The sequence below is a fragment of the Pseudomonas sp. MBLB4123 genome, assembly GCF_051904775.1.
GTDB lineage: Bacteria > Pseudomonadota > Gammaproteobacteria > Pseudomonadales > Pseudomonadaceae > Aquipseudomonas > Aquipseudomonas benzenivorans_B.
On record NZ_CP196711.1, the window covers coordinates 1,132,587 to 1,151,971 of the forward strand.

The following is a 19,385-nucleotide window of genomic DNA, read 5'->3' on the forward strand; positions in this document are numbered from 1 at the left end:
GGGAATTAATGCTCGCAGCAAGGAGGTGCTCGGGCCCTGAGCAAGGGTGAGCGTGATGAAGCACACAGCAACCGGAAGCGACAAGGACAAGGGGGACGCGCCATCCCATGATGCGTCTTCCCCGAGGCGCACCAACAGCGTGCGAGAAGAGAAGGGCGAGGACGAAGGCCGCCGTGCCTTTATCAAGGGTACGGCGGTGGGCTTGGCGCTGCCGCTACCGCTGCTGCTGAGTGCCACGAGCGGTAGCGGCAAGAGGCGGGAGCGCCGCGACGACGAGGCCGAACCGGACGACAGGCCGGAGAAGAGTCCGCCGAGCATTCCCTGGCAGATCGAGTTGCCGCTGGCCTACGAGCCGCTGCAACCCGTGGTGCTCGACCCGGCGCCGATGGAGGAGGCCAACACCGCGGCCGGCGAGGCCGGGCGCGACGCCCATCAGCGCTGGGACGAGCTCTACGAGCGCGTGCGGGAATATCCGCCCGTTTACTACGAGATGAGCGCCGCGGAAAACCCCGCCTGGGTCTTCAATCCGGCCTATCCGCCGCAGCGTACCTGGGGTTTCGCCTATGGCGGCAACGCCGCGACCACGCCGGGGCCCACCATAGTCGCGCGCTACGGCCAGCCGGCCATAGTGCGTATCTACAACCGCTTGCCCCAGGACCACAAGGGCTTCGGCACGCCGGAGATCGCCACCCATCTGCACAACGCGCACACGGCCTCGGAGAGCGACGGATTTCCCGGGGACTTCTACAGTGCGGTCAAGGCCGGGCCGACCCTGGCCGCCCCCGGGCAGTTCCTGGATCACTTCTATCCCAACATCTACGCCGGCTACGACGAGCAGCAGAACGGCATCGGCGACCCGCGCGAAGCCTTGGGAACCCTGTTCTACCACGACCACACCATGGACTTCACCGCGCCGAACCTGGTCCGTGGCCTGATGGGCTTCCTCCTGCTGTTCGACGATATCGACTCCGGCGACGAGCGCGACCCCAGTCCCGCGGCGCTGCGCCTGCCGAGCTATCCCTACGACTACCCGCTGGATTTTGCCGACCGCCTGTTCGACCGCAACGGCATCCTGTTCTACGACCAGGTGGACCCGGACGGCACCCTGGGCGACAAGGTCATCGTCAACGGCTATGTCGAGCCGGTGTTGCGGGTGGCGGCGCGCAAGTACCGCCTGCGCCTGCTCAACAGTGGCCCGAGTCGCTTCTACGAGTTCTACCTGGTCGACGCGAACGACAGGGTGCAGACCTTCACCTACATCGCCAACGACGGCAACCTGCTGCCCGCGCCGCTGCTCAACCAGCACCGGGTGCGCCTGACCGTGGCAGAGCGCGGCGATATCGTGGTGGACTTTTCCCGGTACCCGATCGGTACCGAACTCTACCTGGTCAACCGCCTGCAGCAGGACGACACGCGGCGCCCGGATGAGGTGAAGGCGCCCGGCGTGCGGGTGCTGAAGCTGATCGTCGATCGTTATCCGCCGCAGCAGGACCTCAGTCGGGTGCCGCCGGTGCTGCGCGAACTGCGCCCGCTCGATCCGGAGGAGATCGCCAATGCCCCGGTGCGCCGCTTCGAGTTCGAGCGCACCAACGGCATGTGGGCGGTGAACGACAAGTTCTTCAACCCGCTGCGCAGCGCCGCGAATATTCCCCGGGAGGCCGTGGAGGTGTGGGACCTGGTCAACGACTCGGGCGGCTGGGCGCACCCCATCCACATCCACCTGGAAGAAGGGCGGATCATCGCCAAGTTCCAGGATGGCACCGACGACGATGACGAGGTGCCGGTGCCGCCCCACGAGCAGGGCCGCAAGGACGTCTTCAACCTGGCACCCAACTCGCGCACCAAGGTGCTGCTGCGCTTTCGCGACTTCCTCGGCAAGTACGTACTGCACTGCCACAACCTGATCCATGAAGACCACGCGATGATGCTGCGCTTCGATGTCGTCGCGCCCGACCGGCAGGCGGATGACCCGGTTCCTGATCGGGACCGGCCCGACGAGCGTCTCGACCGTGACGACAAGCGCTCGTCTCGACGCAAGGGCAAGGGCCGCAGAAACTAGGTGCTCGACACTTCGCCAGTCGTGTCACAGCCTGTGCCCGGAATAACCGGCTGGCCGTCTGTATTCCCCAAGCTAGAGCGGATGCTCCCTCAGCGACCAAGGCATCGAGGGACGCTGTGTTTTTATGGCGTTTGCTATTTGACGCACCTGCACCAAACTAGGTTCGTGTCGCGCTTTTTGATATGGTGAGCGGCGAAAAACAACCGCAATTCAGACCGCAGCAGTGATGCGCATGGGGAGTTCGCTTGATTAGGGTGCTGGTGGTCGATGACCACGATCTGGTTCGAACAGGCATCACGCGCATGCTGGCGGATATCGACGGCCTGCAGGTCGTCGGTCAGGCCGACTCCGGCGAGGAGTCGCTGCAGAAAACCCGCGAACTCAAGCCCGATGTCGTCCTGATGGACGTCAAGATGCCGGGTATCGGCGGCCTGGAGGCCACCCGCAAGCTGCTGCGCAGCCATCCTGACCTGAAGGTGGTGGCGGTTACCGCGTGCGAGGAAGACCCTTTCCCCACTCGCTTGCTGCAAGCCGGGGCGGCCGGTTACCTGACCAAGGGCGCGGCGCTGACGGAGATGGTCCAGGCCATCCGTCAGGTGTTTGCCGGGCAGCGCTACATCAGCCCGCAGATCGCCCAGCAGCTGGCGTTGAAACCCTTCCAGCCCCAGGGCAATGCGTCGCCGTTCGACCTGTTGTCCGAGCGCGAGATCCAGATCGCGCTGATGATCGCCAGCTGTCAGAAGGTGCAGAGCATCTCCGACAAGCTATGCCTGTCGCCGAAAACGGTGAACACCTACCGCTATCGAATCTTCGAGAAGCTATCGATCACCAGCGATGTCGAGCTCGCCTTGCTGGCGGTGCGCCACGGCATGGTCGATGCCGTCAGCTGAGATGAACGCCCCGTTCGACGCCAGTGCCTTCCTCGCCACCTGCAGCAGCCGCCCCGGTGTCTACCGCATGTTCGGCGCGGACGCCAAGCTGCTCTACGTCGGCAAGGCGAAGAACCTGAAGAAGCGCCTGGCCAGCTACTTTCGCAAGAGCGGCCTGGCGCCCAAGACCGCGGCGCTGGTCGGCAAGATCGCCCAGGTCGAGACCACCATCACCGCCAACGAGACCGAGGCGCTGCTGCTCGAGCAGACCCTGATCAAGGAGTGGCGGCCGCCCTACAACATCCTGCTGCGCGACGATAAGTCCTACCCCTACGTGTTTCTCTCCGATGGCGAGTTTCCGCGTCTGGGCATTCACCGCGGGGCGAAGAAGCTCAAGGGCCGTTATTTCGGCCCCTATCCCAGCGCCGGGGCGATTCGCGAGAGCCTGGGCCTGCTGCAGAAGGCCTTCCTGGTGCGCCAGTGCGAGGACAGCTACTTCAAGAACCGCACCCGTCCCTGCCTGCAGTACCAGATCAAGCGCTGCAAGGGACCCTGCGTCGGCCTGGTCGAACCGCAGGAGTACGCCGAAGATGTGCGCCACTCGGTGATGTTCCTCGAAGGCCGCAGCAACGCCCTGAACGCAGAGTTGTCCGCCGAGATGCAGCAGGCCGCCGGCGCGCTGGATTTCGAGCGGGCCGCCGAGCTGCGCGACCAGGTGGCCTTGCTGCGCCGGGTGCAGGATCAGCAGAGCATGGAGGGCGGCAGCGGCGATGTGGACATAGTCGCGGCCATGGTCAACCCCGGCGGGGCCTGCGTACACCTGATCAGCGTGCGCGGTGGGCGGGTGCTGGGCAGCAAGAACTTCTTCCCCCAGGTGGCGATCGAGGAGGAGGGCAGCGAGGTGCTGCTGGCCTTCCTCGCCCAGTACTACCTCAGCAGTCAGGAGCGCGACCTGCCCGGCGAGTTGATCGTCAACGCGCTGCACGAGGACTTCCCCACGCTGATTTCCGCCATCGCCGAGGCGCGCGGTCGCGAGCTGAGCATCAGCCATCGCGTACGCGGCACCCGCGCGCGCTGGCAGCAGCTGGCCGTGACCAATGCCGAGCAGGCCCTCGGCGCGCGCCTGGCCAACCGCCAGCATGTCGCCGCCCGGTTCGAGGCCCTGGCCGAGGCCCTGGACATGGACGAACTGCCGCAACGCCTGGAGTGCTTCGACATCAGCCACTCCAGCGGCGAGGCGACCGTGGCCTCCTGCGTGGTGTTCGGCCCCGAGGGCCCGCTGAAGTCCGACTACCGGCGCTACAACATCGAAGGCGTCACCGCCGGCGACGACTACGCGGCCATGCACCAGGCCTTGACCCGGCGCTTCAGCAAGATCAAGGACGGCGAGGGCAAGCTGCCCGATATCCTCCTGGTCGACGGCGGCAAGGGCCAGCTGGCCATGGCCCGCGAGGTCTTGGAGGAGCTGGCCGTGCCCGACCTGATCCTGCTCGGGGTCGCCAAGGGCACCACCCGCAAACCCGGCCTGGAAACCCTCTACCTCAACGACGCCGCCCATGAGTTCACCCTGCCGGGAAACTCGCCGGCCCTGCACCTGATCCAGCAGATTCGCGATGAATCGCACCGCTTCGCCATCACCGGACACCGCGCGCGGCGCGGCAAGGCCCGGCGCACCTCCAGCCTGGAAGAAGTCGCCGGGGTGGGGCCGAAGCGCCGCCGCGAGCTGCTCAATCATTTCGGCGGCCTGCAGGAGCTGACCCGAGCGAGCGCCGAGGAGATCGCCAAGGCCCCCGGCATCAGTAAAAAGCTTGCCGAGTCGATTTATGCCGCCCTGCACAGCGAGTAGAATGCCGACTCACCTCGCAGCCCAGTTGTGCCGATGAACATCCCCAACCTGCTTACCGTGCTCCGCGTCCTGCTGATCCCGATCTTCATCCTGCTGTTCTACCTGCCGTTTTCCTGGAGCTATTGGGCCGCCGCCGGCGTATTCGCCTGTGCCGCCTTCACCGACTGGCTGGATGGCTACCTGGCGCGGCGTTGGGAGCAGAGCACGCCTTTCGGCGCCTTCCTCGACCCGGTCGCCGATAAGTTGATGGTGGCCGTCGCCCTGGTGTTGCTGGTGGCCGAACATGCCAACCTGTGGCTGACGCTGTCGGCGGCGATCATCATCGGCCGGGAAATTGTGGTGTCGGCCCTGCGCGAGTGGATGGCCGAACTGGGCGCCCGTGCCCATGTCGCGGTGTCCAACCTGGCCAAGTGGAAAACCGCCGCGCAGATGCTCGCGCTGATCATCCTGCTGGCCAATCCGCCGCTGTTCAACTTCTGGGTGCTGCTCGGCTATGTGCTGCTGATCGTCGCCGCGGTGCTGACCCTGTGGTCGATGCTGCAGTACCTGCTGGCCGCCTGGCCGCATCTGAGTACCACCGCGGAAAAGAAATAAAGTTTTTTGAATCAAGGGGTTGACGGGGCGTTCTGAAGCTATAGAATGGCGCCCGTCACCAAGACAAGCGGGAATAGCTCAGTTGGTAGAGCACGACCTTGCCAAGGTCGGGGTCGCGAGTTCGAGTCTCGTTTCCCGCTCCAATTTCTACGGGCCGTTTACGACGGCCCGTTTGGTTTCAAGGCTGAGTAGCAGAGTGGTTATGCACCGGATTGCAAATCCGTGAACGCCGGTTCGATTCCGACCTCAGCCTCCAATTAGAAAGCCCCAAGCGGTCATGCTGTTTGGGGCTTTTTATCGTGCGCCTGTTTTTATGCTGCTCGACAAGCCAGGGCCGTTTCATGCGGCTCATGTAGCAGTGCTCGGGGCTCATGCGATTACCCAGGGTTCCATAGCTTTCGTATTCGCCCCACGCTGTTCTTTGGCGTACTCAGCATGGCCATGGAGCTGGGGCTGTTCCTGTATCCTCGGAAAGCGTGCGCTTCTGGTCGCCGAGAAAACTCTGAGCGAGCGGCTTCGGCCGCTGTGCCGGGGGCACATCACCCTGAGCTGTGGTGTGGCCATGGCCGATGTGGGTGATCAGGTCGAGGCGTTGGTCGTACGCCTTGCCGAGCAGGCGCCGAGCCGCAGTTTCCCCAGGGCTGTAGCCCAGTTAGAAAGCTACCAAAAATAATGGTTTACGCGCATTTTCTAATAAAACTGAAAGGTTGCGGCTTCGTCGAGTGCTGTATATAGTCCTGGCCTCGCTCGAGCCGGCCAAGGCTCGCTGCGTTGGGCCCGGCCTCATTCGTCGTGAATGACAGAGCCCAGCCCGCCGTCCGTTAGCCATTCACCTGCTTAGCCAGGTGAAATGCCGAAGCGCCCCGATGGTGAAATTGGTATACACAGCAGACTTAAAATCTGCCGACCGCAAGGTCTTGCCGGTTCGATTCCGGCTCGGGGCACCATATTCGAGTCTTGCTCCAGCGCCCGCTCGGGCAAGCTGAGAATCCAACCGCGCAACGGGTCGTTCCCTTTATGCCGCGCCGTCTCCAATGCCTGCCCCCCCTGCGGTGAAGTGCGCAAATCCAGTGCATTCCCTTACTCGCCTCGCCATATGCTGGGAGAGCTTCCCTGGCTCGGTCTCCCGCAGCGTCTGCGATAAGCGCATAAATCTCTCCTATAGTTAAAACAGACCTGCCCACCTCCGAGGCACTGTTGTAGTGCATGTCGGACGTCTGAAGTAAAGCCCCATGGGCGCCAAGTCCCTCATCTGCATACGCCGGGCGAGCGTTTAAGTGGCAGCCGGTCCGCAAGGGCTCCGGGTGATTCTGGAGCTGGGCGGGTTCGCCGCGCAGTCGTGATGCGCAACCACAAGTACATGAGGAACTCCATGGAACATGCACTCAGTTTCGCAACATGGTTCTGGCTGATCGTGCCGATGGGCGGCGTCGTTCTGCTGTCGCTGGTTACCTACCTAATGGGCAAGTGAGGAGCGCCAGCCATGAGCATGAGTACCCCCACCCTGGTGACTTTCATCATCTATCTGATTGGCATGCTGGTGATCGGGTTTGCGGCCTATCGGCTCACCGACGACCTGTCCGACTACGTACTCGGCGGACGCCGCCTCGGGCCCGGCGTGGCGGCGCTGAGCGCCGGTGCCTCGGACATGAGTGGCTGGCTGCTGCTCGGCCTACCCGGCGCGCTCTATGCCGCCGGTATGAACCAGGTGTGGATCGCGGTGGGCCTGACCATCGGCGCCTACCTGAACTGGCAGTTCGTCGCCCGGCGGCTGCGGGTCTACACCGAGGTCGCCCGCGACGCGATCACAGTGCCGGACTACCTCGAGAATCGCTTCCATGACAGCAGCAAGGTGCTGAGGATGATCTCGGCGCTGGTGATTCTGCTGTTTTTCACCTTCTACACCTCGTCCGGCATGGTCGCCGGCGCGACCCTGTTCGAGAAGAGCTTCGGCATGGAGTACGGTGTCGCCCTGTGGGTGGGCGCGATCGTCATCATTTCCTACACCTTTCTCGGCGGCTTTCTGGCGGTTTGCTGGACCGACTTCGTGCAGGGCCTGCTGATGTTCCTCGCCTTGCTCATGGTGCCGATCGCGGTGATCGCGGCCGATGGCGGCTGGGGCAACACGGTGGCGCAGGTGGCGGCGGTCGACCCGACGCGGCTCGATATCTTCCATAACATGACGCTGTTCGGCATCGTCTCGCTGATGGCCTGGGGACTGGGCTATTTCGGTCAGCCGCACATAGTCGTGCGTTTCATGGGCCTGCGCCGCTCCAGCGACATGCCCACCGCCAAACTGATCGGCATGACCTGGATGGTCCTGGCGCTGTACGGTGCGATCTTCACCGGTTTCGCCGGTATCGCCTACTTCGCCGAGAGCCCGCTGGAGAATCCGGAGACGGTGTTCATCACCCTGTCGCAGGTGCTGTTTAATCCCTGGGTGGCCGGGGTGCTGCTGGCGGCGATCCTGTCGGCGATCATGAGCACCATCGACTCGCAGCTGCTGGTGTCCTCCAGCGCCCTGACCGAAGACTTCTACAAGGCCATGATCCGGCCTAGCGCCGGCCAGCAGGAGCTGGTGTGGATCGGCCGCGGCACGGTGATCCTGATCGCGTTGATCGCGGTGCTCATGGCCCGCGACCCCGACAGCACGGTGCTCGGTCTGGTTTCCTATGCCTGGGGCGGGTTCGGCGCGGCATTCGGCCCGGTGATCATCCTGTCGCTGTTCTGGAAGCGCATGACCCGCAACGGCGCCATTGCCGGCATGGTGGTCGGCGCGCTGACGGTGATTCTGTGGAAGCAGGTCGAAGGCGGCATGTTCGACATGTACGAGATTCTTCCCGGCTTCATCCTCTGTGCGCTCACGGTCGTCGGGGTCAGCCTGATGGGGCCGGCGCCGACGGCGGCGATCCAGAGCGAGTTCGATGCCTTCGAGAAGACCCTTCACGACTAGCTGCGGGTAGACGACCGCGTCGCGCACGCGGCCACCGCAAGGCCGGCGGCGGCTGTCCGCCCAGATTCCAGGCGAGGACGAGACGATGATCTTCGATACTCCCCCACTGCAACCCGATGCGCTGCGGCGCGAGATCGACGCTCACTACCGGGCTGACGAGGCGAGTTGTGTGACGGCGCTGCTGGGGCAACTCGATCTATCGTCCCAGGCCCAGGCGCGGATCCAGTCCACGGCCGGCCGCTTGGTCGAGGGCGTGCGCGCCAAGTCCAAGGGCGGCATCGACGCCTTTCTGCACCAGTACGGTTTGTCTACCCAGGAAGGGGTGATGCTGATGTGCATCGCCGAGGCGCTGCTGCGCATCCCCGACGACGCGACCCAGGAGGCCCTGATCCGCGACAAGATGTCGGCGGCCAACTGGGATGCGCACCTCGGGCGCAGCGACTCGGTGTTCGTCAATGCCTCGACCTGGGCGCTGATGCTGACCGGCCGGGTCGTCGGCCTGCGCGGCGTCAAGGGTCAGACACCAGGGGCGGTGCTGCGCCGGCTGGTCGCCCGGGTCGGCGAGCCGATGATCCGCGAGGCCGTGAACCAGGCGATGCGCATCATGGGCAAGCAGTTCGTCATGGGCCGCACGATCGGCGAGGCGCTCGAACGCGCCAAGGCCTTCGAGCGCAAGGGCTATCGCTACTCCTACGACATGCTGGGGGAGGCGGCTCGGACCATGGCCGACGCCGATCGCTTCTTCGAGTCCTACCGCAGCGCGATTGCCGCCATCGGTCGGGTGTCGGGCGGCAAGGGGATCTACGACGGGCCGGGTATCTCGGTGAAGCTGTCGGCGCTGCACCCGCGCTACGAGCTGTGGCAGGAGCTCCGGGTCATGGACGAGTTGGTGCCGCGCATGCATGCGCTGGCGGTCGAGGCCGCCCGGCTCGACATCGGGCTCAATATCGACGCCGAGGAGGCGGCGCGCCTGGACATCTCCCTCGACGTGTTCGAGGCGATTTCCGGCTCCGACGACCTCAAGGGCTGGGACGGCTTCGGCGTCGTGGTGCAGGCCTACCAGAAGCGTGCGCCCTTCGTCATCGACTGGCTCGCGGACATGGCGCGGCGCCACGGCCGTAGGCTCATGGTGCGCCTGGTCAAGGGCGCCTACTGGGATGCGGAGATCAAGCTGTCGCAGGAGCTGGCACTGCCCGACTATCCGGTCTACACGCGCAAGATGAACACCGATGTCGCCTACCTCGCCTGCGCGCGCAAGCTGCTCGCGCAGCGCGACCTGTTCTATCCGCAGTTCGCGACCCACAACGCCCACTCCATTGCCTCCGTGCTGGAGTACGCGGGCGACAAGGGCGGCTTCGAGTTCCAGCGCCTGCATGGCATGGGTGAGGAGCTCTACGAGGGCGTGGTCGAGGACAAGCGCATCGGCATGCCGTGTCGCATCTATGCGCCGGTCGGCGGGCATGAGGATCTGCTCGCCTACCTGGTACGGCGGCTGCTGGAAAACGGCGCCAACAGCTCCTTCGTCAACCGCATCCAGGATGAATCGCTGCCGGTCGAGGCGATCATCGCCGATCCGGTCGCTCAGGTGCAGGCGCTGCCCTACATCCCACACCCGCATATCCCCCAGCCGCGCGACCTGTACGGCCAGGGCCGGACCAACTTCGCCGGGCGGGATCTGTTCGATCGCGCGACCTTGCGCGAGTTTGCCGAGGCCATGGCGGCGGCCGAGCAGGGCGCCTGGAGCGCCGGGCCGATCATCGACGGCGAGGAGCGCAAACGCGACGCGTGCGAGGTCCTGAGCCCGGCCGACCGCACCCGTGTAGTCGGCCATGCCGGCGAGGCTACGGGCGAGGACATCGAACAGGCCTTGGCGAGTGCACAGCGCAGTGCCGCGGACTGGGCCGCCACCCCGGTCGCCGAACGCGCTGCCGCGCTGCGCCGCCTGGCCGACCTGATGGAGCAGGAGGCGCCGCAACTGATGGCCATCGCCGTTCGCGAGGCGGGCAAGACGCTCGCCGACGCGCTCGCCGAGGTGCGCGAGGCGGTCGATTTCTGTCGTTATTACGCGCAGCGCGCCGAGCACGATTTCAGCCAGCCGGTGAGGTTGCGCGTACCCTCCGCGGCGGGCCACGAGGCTCGCCTGCATGGCGGTGGGGTGTTCTGCTGCATCAGCCCGTGGAACTTCCCTCTGGCGATCTTCACCGGTCAAATCACCGCGGCATTGGCCGCGGGTAACGCGGTGGTGGCCAAGCCTGCGGAGCAGACGCCGCTGATCGCCGCCGCCGGGGTCCGGCTCATGCACCGCGCCGGCATCCCGACCGGCGTGCTGCACCTGTTGCCCGGCGATGGTGCGCGGGTAGGCGGCACGCTGGTCGCCGACGCCCGTGTCAGCGGCGTGTGCTTCACCGGTTCGACCGAGGTCGCCCAGCTGATCAACCGCACGCTGGCACGGCGCGACGGCGCGCTCTGCCCATTGATCGCCGAGACCGGCGGTCTCAACGCGATGATCGTCGACTCCAGCGCGCTGCCCGAGCAGGTGGCCCGCGACGTGGTCATGTCGACCTTCCAGAGTGCCGGCCAGCGTTGTTCGGCGCTACGCGTGCTGTTCGTGCAGGAGGACGTCGCCGACAAGATGCTGAGGATGATCTGCGGCGCGATGGAGGAGCTCAACGTCGGCGACCCGGCGCTGTTGTCCACCGATATCGGTCCGGTCATCGATGACGAGGCCAAGGGCCTGCTCGAGCAGCACATCAAACGCATGCGCGGCGAGGCGAAATTGCTCAAACAGGTCAAACCGGGACCGAGCAGCGGCAGGGGCAGTTTCGTCGGGCCGGTCGCCTTCGAGCTGGACAGCCTTTCGCGGCTCAAGCGCGAGGTCTTCGGGCCGGTGCTGCACGTCATCCGCTTTCCCGGCGAGCAGATCGGCAAGGTCGTTGAGACCATCAACGCGACCGGATACGGACTGACCCACGGCATCCACACCCGGGTCGACGAGACGCGTGATTACATCCTCGAACGTGTGCGTGCCGGTAATACCTATGTGAACCGCAACCAGATCGGCGCGGTCGTGGGTGTCCAACCCTTCGGTGGCGAAGGGCTGTCGGGCACCGGCCCGAAGGCGGGCGGGCCGCACTATCTGCAGCGCTTCGCCAGTGAAGTCGTCGATGGCACAGCAGGGGAGGCCGCCGCCCCCACTGGCGCCCCAGGCGCAATGGCCGGGGTCTCACGGGAGCAGTTCAGCCGTGCTCTCGAGGAGGCGCGTACCGCAGCACCGGCTTGGGCCGCCAGGCCGGTCGCTGAGCGGGCCGACCTGCTGGAGGCGGTCGCCGCGGCGCTCGAGGCTTCCGAGCAGAAGCTGGCTGGACTCGATCCGGACGCTGGGCAGGGTATCGCTCGGGCCGCCGAGTCTCTGCGTTTCTATGCGGCCCATGCGCAAGCCGAACTGGCCGAGCCCGTCGGGCTGCCAGGGCCCACCGGCGAGCGTAACCAGATGTGGTTCCCGCCGCGCGGCCTCGTGGCCTGTTTCGCGGCGGCCGGCAGCGGTTTCACCGCGCTTGCCGCCCAGTGCGGCGCGGCGCTCGCCGCGGGCAACGCCGTGCTGCTGTGGCACGAGGACGAACCCATCGCCACCGAGTTACAACGTCTGCTGCATGCCGCCGGGCTGCCGAAGGCATCGGTTGCCGTGCTGGCGGCCGGCAGCGATGCGACACTCAAGGAGGTGATCGAGGACCCGGGTGTCGATGCCGTCGCACTTGCCGGCCCGCACGACCTCGCGAAGGCACTAAACCGTGTGCTGGCCGAATGCGACGGAGCGATCCGCCCGTTGATTCCATTCGCCCTGCAGGCACATACGGGCGGCGCGCCGGGTTGCCCGCTCGCCGGCAGCCCGGCCTACCTGCACCGTTTCGTACTGGAGCGCGCCGTGAGCATCGATACCACCGCGTCGGGTGGCAACGCCTCACTGTTCACGATGGAGTAGCCGTCATGCAGAAGCGGGCAGGGGGCGACATTCGTGACGCTGAAGTCTTGAAACGCAGTACTTGCAACCGTTTCCACTGTCGAAGCCGCCCGTTAAGAAGTGCATGAGCAGCGCATCACAAATGGCCGGGGATGATGAGCCCTTCGCGGCGATAGGTTTCGATATCGATGCCGAATGCGCCGGTCGGGTGCACGGTGCCGATTCGATAGGGCAGGCCGTTCTGATCGGTGGGGTTGCTCAACAGGTCGAGGATCTTGGGTTTGCAGGGCTGTTTATTGCCATCGAGTACCAGAAGAAGACGGGGCTTGAGTTTATGCTCGGGCGAGCATGCGGTGATAATGGCTACTTCGCCCGTGGTGAGCTCGACAATCTCGCCCGGCGGGAATATTCCGATCATGCGGATGAAGGCGAGGACTATCTCTTCGTCGAACTGGGAGTTGGCCGCATCGAAGAGGATGCGTAGCGCCTCCATCGTGGAGCGACCCTTGCTGTAAACCCGGTCGCTATTGATGGCGTCATAGGCGTCGACCACCGCGATTATCTTGGCGAAGTAGGGGATCTGACTCGCTTTCAGCCCTCGAGGATAGCCCGCCCCATCCATTCGCTCATGATGAGCATAGGCAACGTCGACCGCGGCAGGCGGCACCTGTCCATTGGCCAATAGCAGCTTGCGTCCTTCGACCGCGTGCAGTTGCATTACCCTGAACTCTTCGTGGGTCAGTTTGCCCGGCTTGTTCAATATCTCGTCGGGCACCTTGAGCTTGCCCACATCGTGGAGCATGCCGCAGATACCCACTTGTTCGAGTTCCAGGGGGCTCAGGCCCAACTCGCGCCCCAGGGCGATCGAAAGGATACCGACGCGCAGACAATGCTCGGCGGTGTACTCATCGCTGTTTTTGATTCGTGCCAGCCAGAGCATCGCCGCAGGACTTTCCAGGATATGCTCCACGCACGTCTTGACCACGCCCTTGACCGTGGCGATGTCGAGATTCTGGCCGAACCTGACTGCATTGAGGATGCGCAGGGATGTGTCGCGGGCGTCCTGCCAGATGGGGAGTGCCTGCTGCAGGCGATTGTCGAACTTGACCTTGGCTATAGCCGCCTGCCGCGCCGCGGCATCTGGCTGCCTAGCCAGATGCCGGACACCATCGCCGGTGGACTGTCTGGCGTCGACCCAGACCGACCGGCAGTGCTCCCGCAGTTGCCGCAGTTCCTGCTGCTCGCGAATAAGGAAGCCTTGGAAGAGGAAGGGCGTCTCAGTCCAGGGGCGATCCAGGGCCGCCACGTACATACCGATGCTTAGGTCATCTACCGCCACCTCGAGGGTGTGTGGCAGCGAAGGTGTGTTCATGATTTCTCCGTGAGCGGACTGCGATGCTAGCCAATGGCCTCAAGCGATTATAGGTCGGAGCAATGGCCTGTACCTCAAGTGATTCCCTCACAGGGCTCGGGCAAGAGCGCGCTCGGTCGGGCCGTGGCCCGCGCACTCGGCTGGCGCTACCTCGAGGGCGATCTGTTCCATTCCCCGCAGAATATCGAGCGAATGCGCGCCGGCATCCCCCTGGGCGATGCCGAGCGCGGCCCTTGGCTGGATGCCCTGGTCCATGGCTTGCTGTCCGCCCAGGCGGCCGGCGAAGGGGTGGTGCTGGCCTGTTCGGCGCTCAAGCGCCGCTACCGGCAACGCCTGCGTGCCGCGGTGCCTGGACTGCGCTTCGCCCACTTGAGTATCGACCCGGCCAGCGCCCGGCGGCGGGTCGATGCCCGTGTCGGCCACTTTATGCCGAGCAGGCTGCTCGACAGCCAGTTCGCCAGCCTCGAAGACCCCAGCGGCGAACCCGGGGTGCTGCTTATGGATGCCACTCTCAGCAGGGGCGCGCTGCGCCGGCAGCTCTGCGCCTGGCTGTGCGAGCGCGGCTAGGCGCGGGGGATCGCAGGCGTCAGGCGCTGGCCTGGTCGAGCTTCCTCTCCTGGGCCGCGACCTGCTGGCAAATCTCGATGATCTGCTCGCGCATCCAGCGGTTGGCCGGGTCCTGGTCGGTGCTCTCATGCCAGTACAGGTGGGTTTCCAGGGTCGGTACGTCGCTGACCGGCAACTCCACATGGTGCAAGCCGTTGCGCCGGGCGAAGCGCTCCGGCACGGTCATGGCCATGTCGGTCTGCTGCATCACGGTGCTGGCCATCAGGTAGTGCTGCGAGCGCAGGGCGATCTTGCGCTGGATGCCCATCTTGCCCAGGGCCAGGTCGATGTAGCCCAGGCCGCTGCGGCGACTGGAAATGTGGATATGGGTCAGGGACAGGTACTCGTCCAGGCTGAGCTTGTCCTTGGCCAAGGGGTGGCCCTGGCGTAAAGCGCAGACATAGCGATCCTCCATCAGCTTGACGTGGCGCACCTGGGGATCGGTATTCAGGGGCGCGTCCACGGCGAAGTCCAGGCGGCCGGCGGCCAGCTCCTTGGTGGTCTCGCGACGCTTGGCCAGCATGCTCTCGATCACCAGTTGCGGCGCCAGGCGACGCAGGCGCTGGAACAGCGGTGGCAGGATGACCGCCTCGGTCAGGTCGGTCATGCTGATGCGGTAGGTCTTGTTCGCCTGGGCCGGGTTGAAGGTGCGGCTCTCCTGCACCGAGATGCGCAGCTGCTGCAGGGCGCTGCGCACCGGGCCGATGATGTTCTGCGCCATGGGCGTGGGTACCATGCCCTGGGCGGTGCGCACGAACAGCGGGTCGTTGAAGGTCTCACGCAGGCGCGCCAGGGCGTTGGATACCGCCGGCTGGGTGATGCCGACGATCTGCCCGGCGCGGGTCAGGTTGGCCTCGCTGTAGATGGCATCGAAGACGACGAAGAGGTTGAGGTCGACCTTGTTCAGATTCATTGCGAGCGGGCTCCGCGGCTGGTCCGGTTCGCCGGATCATATATCGGTGATGAATGTTTATACACGACGAAAATAGCTTAGATAAATCAAAAGCCCTGTTCTAGCATCCTTCCCATGTCGCCAAGACCTCACTCAAATCCCGTCAGAAGGTAGCCCCATGGATTTCGCCTACTCCCCCAAGGTCCAGGAACTGCGTGAACGCGTGACGGCGTTCATGGAGGCCTATGTCTATCCGGCCGAAGCCGTGTTCGAGCAGCAGGTGGCCGAGGGCGATCGCTGGCAGCCGACCGCGATCATGGAAGAGCTCAAGGCCAAGGCCAAGTCCGAGGGCCTGTGGAACCTGTTCCTGCCCGAGTCCGAGCTGGGCGCCGGCCTGAGCAACACCGAATACGCGCCTCTTGCCGAGATCATGGGCAGCTCGCTGATCGGCCCGGAGCCCTTCAACTGCGCCGCGCCGGACACCGGCAACATGGAGGTGCTGGTGCGCTACGGCAGCGAGGCGCAGAAGCAGCAGTGGCTGGAGCCCTTGCTCAGCGGCGAGATCCGCTCGGCCTTCGCCATGACCGAGCCGGGCGTGGCCTCGAGCGACGCCACCAACATGGAGGCCACCGCCGTGCGCCAGGGCGACGAGTGGCTGATCAACGGCCGCAAGTGGTGGACCTCGGGCGCCTGCGATCCGCGCTGCAAGGTGATGATCTTCATGGGCCTGACCGACCCGGAGGCGCCGCGCCACCAGCAGCACTCGATGATCCTGGTGCCGATGGATGCGCCCGGGGTCAAGGTGCTGCGCCCGCTGCCGGTGTTCGGTTACGACGACGCGCCCCACGGCCATGCCGAGGTGCTGTTCGACAACGTGCGGGTGCCCTACGAGAACGTCATTCTCGGCGAAGGGCGCGGCTTCGAGATCGCCCAGGGTCGCCTGGGTCCGGGCCGTATCCACCACTGCATGCGCTCGATCGGCATGGCCGAGCGCGCCCTCAAGCTCATGTGCGAGCGCGCCATCGAGCGCACCGCCTTCGGCAAGCCTCTGGCGCGCCTGGGCGGCAATATCGATCTGGTCGCCGACTCGCGCATGGAGATCAACATGGCGCGCCTGCTGACCCTCAACGCCGCCTACATGATGGACACCGTGGGCAACAAGGTCGCCGCCAGCGAGATCGCCCAGATCAAGGTGGTGGCGCCGAATGTGGCACTCAGGGTGATCGACCGGGCCATCCAGATCCACGGCGGCGCCGGGGTCTCCAACGACTTCCCGCTGGCCTACTGGTACGCCATGCAGCGCACCCTGCGCCTGGCCGACGGCCCGGACGAGGTGCACCGCGCGGCGATCGGCAAGTTCGAGATCGGCAAGTACATGTCCCGCGAGGCGATGAAGGCCACGCGCTGACGGCGGGCACGCCGATTGAATGGCCTGGGCCCGCCATGGTGTGAGCCCCGGGCATTTGGCTCGTTTCTCAGGGCCGCGGGTCGTCGCTGTCGTCGCGGGCCTGCTGCAGCCAGCGCAGGCGCAGATGCGGTTGCGCGGCGAAGGTGCGGGCCGCCAGCTCCTCATGGGCGTTCAGGGCGCGCCGGCCGCAGCACCCTTGCACGGTGGTATGGATACTGACCTGGGGGAGCGTCAACTGCTGTGACGGTCCTGGGTGTGTGTGCGGGTCTTGAGCAGCGACAGCACCACGCCGCCGCTCAGCAACCCCAGGGTTACGCCAAGCGACAGCAGCGCCGGCACGGGGCCGAGCAGATCGTGCAGGAAAATCTTGCCGCCGATGAAGATCAGCACCAGTGCCAGAGCGTATTTCAGGTAGACGAAGCGGTGCATCAGCGAGGCCAGGGCGAAATACAGCGCGCGCAGGCCGAGAATCGCGAAGATGTTCGAGGTGTAGACGATAAAGGGGTCCTGGCTGATGGCGAACACCGCCGGCACGCTGTCCACGGCGAACACCAGGTCGGCCAGCTCGATCAGCACCAGGGCCAGCAGCAGCGGCGTGGCATGCAGCCGGGGTCTGCCGCCGCCGGGCTCCGGCAGGCGCACCAGAAAGCGCCCGCCATGCAGCTCGTCGGTGACCCGCAGGTGCCGGCGCAGGAAGTTCAGCAGCGGGTTGCGCGCCAGGTCCGGATGCCGCTCCTCGCGGGTAAACAGCATCTTCACCCCGGTCAGCAGCAGGAAGGCGCCGAACAGGTAGAGCACCCAGTCGAAACGCTGTATCAGGGCGGTGCCCAGGCCGATCATCAGCGCCCGTAGCAGCACCACCCCGAGGATGCCCCAAAACAGCACCCGGTGTTGGTAGCGACGGGGAATGTCGAAGTAGGCGAGGATCACCGCCATGACGAAGACGTTGTCCATCGACAGCGACTGCTCGACCAGCAGACCGGTGTAGAACTCCAGTGCCTTGGTCGCCCCCAGCTGCCACCAGATCCAGGCGCCGAACGCCATGCCCACGCTGAAGTAGCCGCTGTAGAGCAGCAGGCTCTCGCGCATCTCGATTTCATGCTGCTCGCGGTGCAGCACCCCCAGGTCCAGCACCAGCAGGGCGACGACGATGGCGGCGAAAGCCAGCCAGAACCAGCCGGGGGTGCCGAGAAAGGAGAGGGTGAGGAGGCTGTCCAGTGCGGTCATAGGCCCTCCCTGATGTCCGCCTAAGTTGAGAACCAACTTGGTGACGCCGACATCACGGTGAACATTCACCGCCAGAGGGGCCCGGTATCACTGGGAGTAAGGCTAGAGCCGAATACCCCCCAAGGCAAATCCCAGGCCGCCGACGATGCCGGCCTGGGGTGCAAGCGGGCTCAGTACACCCAGACTTCGACCCGGCGATTCTTGATCCGCCCTTCGTCGGTATCGTTGACGGCCACCGGCAACTCGTCGCCCAGGCCGATGATGTCGCGGAAGATCACGCCCTGCTTCGCCAGTTCGCGGCGCACCGCCATGGCTCGCAGCTTGGACAGCAGCTCGGCCCGGGCCGGATCGGACTTGGGGTCGCCGAACCCGACCAGCACCACCTTGTGGCGCAGCTTGTCCTGCTCCTTGAGGAAGGTCAGCACCCGGGCGAAATCCCGCCCGGTCTTGTTGTCCAGGCTGGCGCTGCCCTCCTGGAAGCGGAAGTTCACCGACAGCCGCTGGGCGTCCCTGGCCAGGTCCTGGTAGGCCGCCGGCATGGCCGGGTCGGGCTTGACCTGCACGGCCTGCACGGTCTGCGCGATGAAGCCGTTCTGCGCCACTATGGCCTGTCCGCGCGGGCTATGGGCGAAGCGGATCAGGGCCTTGGCCCAGGGATTGTCCAGCGCCGGCTGGTTGTACAGGAACAACCGTCGCGACAGGGGGTAGTCCTCGGTGGCGATCAGCGTCTCGCTCGGCGGCATGGCCAGGGAATCCCCGGCGGCGACGGCCAGGGCCTTGGCCTGGCGAATGTAGGGCAGGCCGATGAAGCCGATGCCCTGGGTATCCCGGCTGACCAGGTCGGAGAGGCGCTCGCTGGATTCGAAGCGGCGGGCGCCGGCGGCCAGGTTCTTGCCATTGGCGGCCAGTACCAGCTCCTTGAAGGTGTCGTAGGTGCCGGAGTTGTCGTCCCGGGCGTACAGGTTGATCGGCCCCGGGCGCCCACCGAGCTGCGCCCAGTCGGCGATCTCGCCGGCGAACACCTGGGCCAGCTGATCGATGCGCAGCGCCTCGATGGGGTTGCTTGGATGCAGGATGATCGCCAGGCCGTCGATGGCGATGACCTGCTCGGCGTCCCGGCTCCTCATGTCGCCGAGGGCCGCCAGGGCGGCGACCTCGCCGGCCTTGATTGGCCGCGAGGAGGCCGCCAGATCGGCGCTGCCGCTGTGCAGGGCGGCGAAGCCGGTGCTGGAGCCGTGGGCCGCCACCTCGATGATCACGCTGCGGCCCTGGTCGGTGGTGCCGACGATCCGCTGCTCATTCTCCGCCTTGCCCGGCCGCACGTCGATGGCGTCGACGCCTTGCTGTTCGAGCAGCCCCTTGGCCAGCGCCGGTCCGAGCTTCGCGCCTATGGTATTGGAGCCCTGGATGCGCAGCACGCTGCTGCCGTCGGCGGGAGTCGGCAGGGCGGCGGAGACCGGCCCGGACAGGAGCGAGCCGATGAAACCTAGCAACAGCAGGGCTGCGTTCAGGTTCCGGGGTTGGCGATCACGATCTTGCAGGGCGCGCGGCATGCTGCAGACACCTTCTATGGGTGGATGAGGATGCCGTGACGATAAGAC

13 protein-coding genes and 3 tRNA genes are annotated in these 19,385 nt (G+C 65.5%); 11 read left to right on the forward strand and 5 right to left on the reverse strand.

Annotation, left to right across the window (positions count from 1 at the left end):
* Nucleotides 1-55: 55 nt before the first annotated feature.
* The 9 genes from ACSX1C_RS05485 to putA all read left to right on the forward strand — a co-directional run bounded on the left by ACSX1C_RS05485 (nucleotide 56) and on the right by putA (nucleotide 12,300).
* A complete protein-coding gene (locus tag ACSX1C_RS05485; RefSeq protein WP_439888577.1) occupies nucleotides 56-2,059 on the forward strand; it encodes a multicopper oxidase family protein in 2,004 nt (667 codons plus the stop codon).
* 245 nt (nucleotides 2,060-2,304) lie between these two features.
* The gene (gacA, locus tag ACSX1C_RS05490) at nucleotides 2,305-2,949 is read left to right on the forward strand and encodes a response regulator transcription factor GacA (RefSeq protein ID WP_439888578.1); all 645 of its coding nucleotides are present in this window, start codon (nucleotides 2,305-2,307) and stop codon (nucleotides 2,947-2,949) included.
* A 1-nt stretch (nucleotide 2,950) separates the two neighbouring features.
* A complete protein-coding gene (uvrC, locus tag ACSX1C_RS05495; protein WP_439888579.1) occupies nucleotides 2,951-4,774 on the forward strand; it encodes an excinuclease ABC subunit UvrC in 1,824 nt (607 codons plus the stop codon).
* Nucleotides 4,775-4,807: 33 nt separating this feature from the next.
* Complete coding sequence (gene pgsA, locus ACSX1C_RS05500) at nucleotides 4,808-5,368, forward strand: CDP-diacylglycerol--glycerol-3-phosphate 3-phosphatidyltransferase (protein ID WP_439888580.1); 561 nt, start codon at nucleotides 4,808-4,810, stop codon at nucleotides 5,366-5,368.
* A gap of 67 nt (nucleotides 5,369-5,435) precedes the next feature.
* Nucleotides 5,436-5,511, forward strand: a tRNA-Gly gene (locus tag ACSX1C_RS05505).
* 39 nt (nucleotides 5,512-5,550) lie between these two features.
* A tRNA-Cys gene (locus ACSX1C_RS05510) sits at nucleotides 5,551-5,624 on the forward strand.
* Between the two features lie 604 nt (nucleotides 5,625-6,228).
* Nucleotides 6,229-6,315 (forward strand) — tRNA-Leu (locus ACSX1C_RS05515).
* Nucleotides 6,316-6,851: 536 nt separating this feature from the next.
* On the forward strand, nucleotides 6,852-8,321 hold the full coding sequence (gene putP / locus ACSX1C_RS05520) for a sodium/proline symporter PutP (protein WP_439888581.1): 1,470 nt from the start codon (nucleotides 6,852-6,854) through the stop codon (nucleotides 8,319-8,321).
* An 85-nt stretch (nucleotides 8,322-8,406) separates the two neighbouring features.
* Complete coding sequence (gene putA / locus ACSX1C_RS05525; RefSeq protein ID WP_439888582.1) at nucleotides 8,407-12,300, forward strand: bifunctional proline dehydrogenase/L-glutamate gamma-semialdehyde dehydrogenase PutA; 3,894 nt, start codon at nucleotides 8,407-8,409, stop codon at nucleotides 12,298-12,300.
* Nucleotides 12,301-12,415: 115 nt separating this feature from the next.
* On the opposite strand, the gene ACSX1C_RS05530 is transcribed toward putA, so the two are convergent.
* Complete coding sequence (locus ACSX1C_RS05530) at nucleotides 12,416-13,651, reverse strand: HD-GYP domain-containing protein (protein ID WP_439888583.1); 1,236 nt, start codon at nucleotides 13,649-13,651, stop codon at nucleotides 12,416-12,418.
* 78 nt (nucleotides 13,652-13,729) lie between these two features.
* On the opposite strand from ACSX1C_RS05530, the gene ACSX1C_RS05535 reads away from it, so the two are divergent.
* Nucleotides 13,730-14,218, forward strand: coding sequence for a gluconokinase (locus ACSX1C_RS05535; RefSeq protein ID WP_439888584.1), 489 nt, complete (start codon nucleotides 13,730-13,732; stop codon nucleotides 14,216-14,218).
* A 19-nt stretch (nucleotides 14,219-14,237) separates the two neighbouring features.
* Here ACSX1C_RS05535 and ACSX1C_RS05540 read toward each other — a convergent pair whose 3' ends face one another.
* The gene (locus tag ACSX1C_RS05540; RefSeq protein ID WP_439888585.1) at nucleotides 14,238-15,170 is read right to left on the reverse strand and encodes a LysR family transcriptional regulator; all 933 of its coding nucleotides are present in this window, start codon (nucleotides 15,168-15,170) and stop codon (nucleotides 14,238-14,240) included.
* A 157-nt stretch (nucleotides 15,171-15,327) separates the two neighbouring features.
* Here ACSX1C_RS05540 and ACSX1C_RS05545 point away from each other — a divergent pair, with 157 nt between their 5' ends.
* On the forward strand, nucleotides 15,328-16,557 hold the full coding sequence (locus tag ACSX1C_RS05545; RefSeq protein WP_439888586.1) for an acyl-CoA dehydrogenase: 1,230 nt from the start codon (nucleotides 15,328-15,330) through the stop codon (nucleotides 16,555-16,557).
* Nucleotides 16,558-16,624: 67 nt separating this feature from the next.
* Here ACSX1C_RS05545 and ACSX1C_RS05550 read toward each other — a convergent pair whose 3' ends face one another.
* From ACSX1C_RS05550 to ACSX1C_RS05560, 3 genes are all read right to left on the reverse strand, one after another.
* Nucleotides 16,625-16,792: a hypothetical protein gene (locus ACSX1C_RS05550; protein ID WP_439888587.1), complete on the reverse strand. Its 168-nt coding sequence runs from the start codon at nucleotides 16,790-16,792 to the stop codon at nucleotides 16,625-16,627.
* Nucleotides 16,789-17,784, reverse strand: coding sequence for a TerC family protein (locus ACSX1C_RS05555; RefSeq protein ID WP_439888588.1), 996 nt, complete (start codon nucleotides 17,782-17,784; stop codon nucleotides 16,789-16,791). The genes ACSX1C_RS05550 and ACSX1C_RS05555 overlap by 4 nt, the downstream gene beginning before the upstream one ends.
* 170 nt (nucleotides 17,785-17,954) lie before the next feature.
* Entirely contained in the window at nucleotides 17,955-19,337 is a 1,383-nt protein-coding gene (locus tag ACSX1C_RS05560; RefSeq protein ID WP_439888589.1) for a substrate-binding domain-containing protein, read from the reverse strand.
* Between the last annotated feature and the right edge of the window lie 48 nt (nucleotides 19,338-19,385).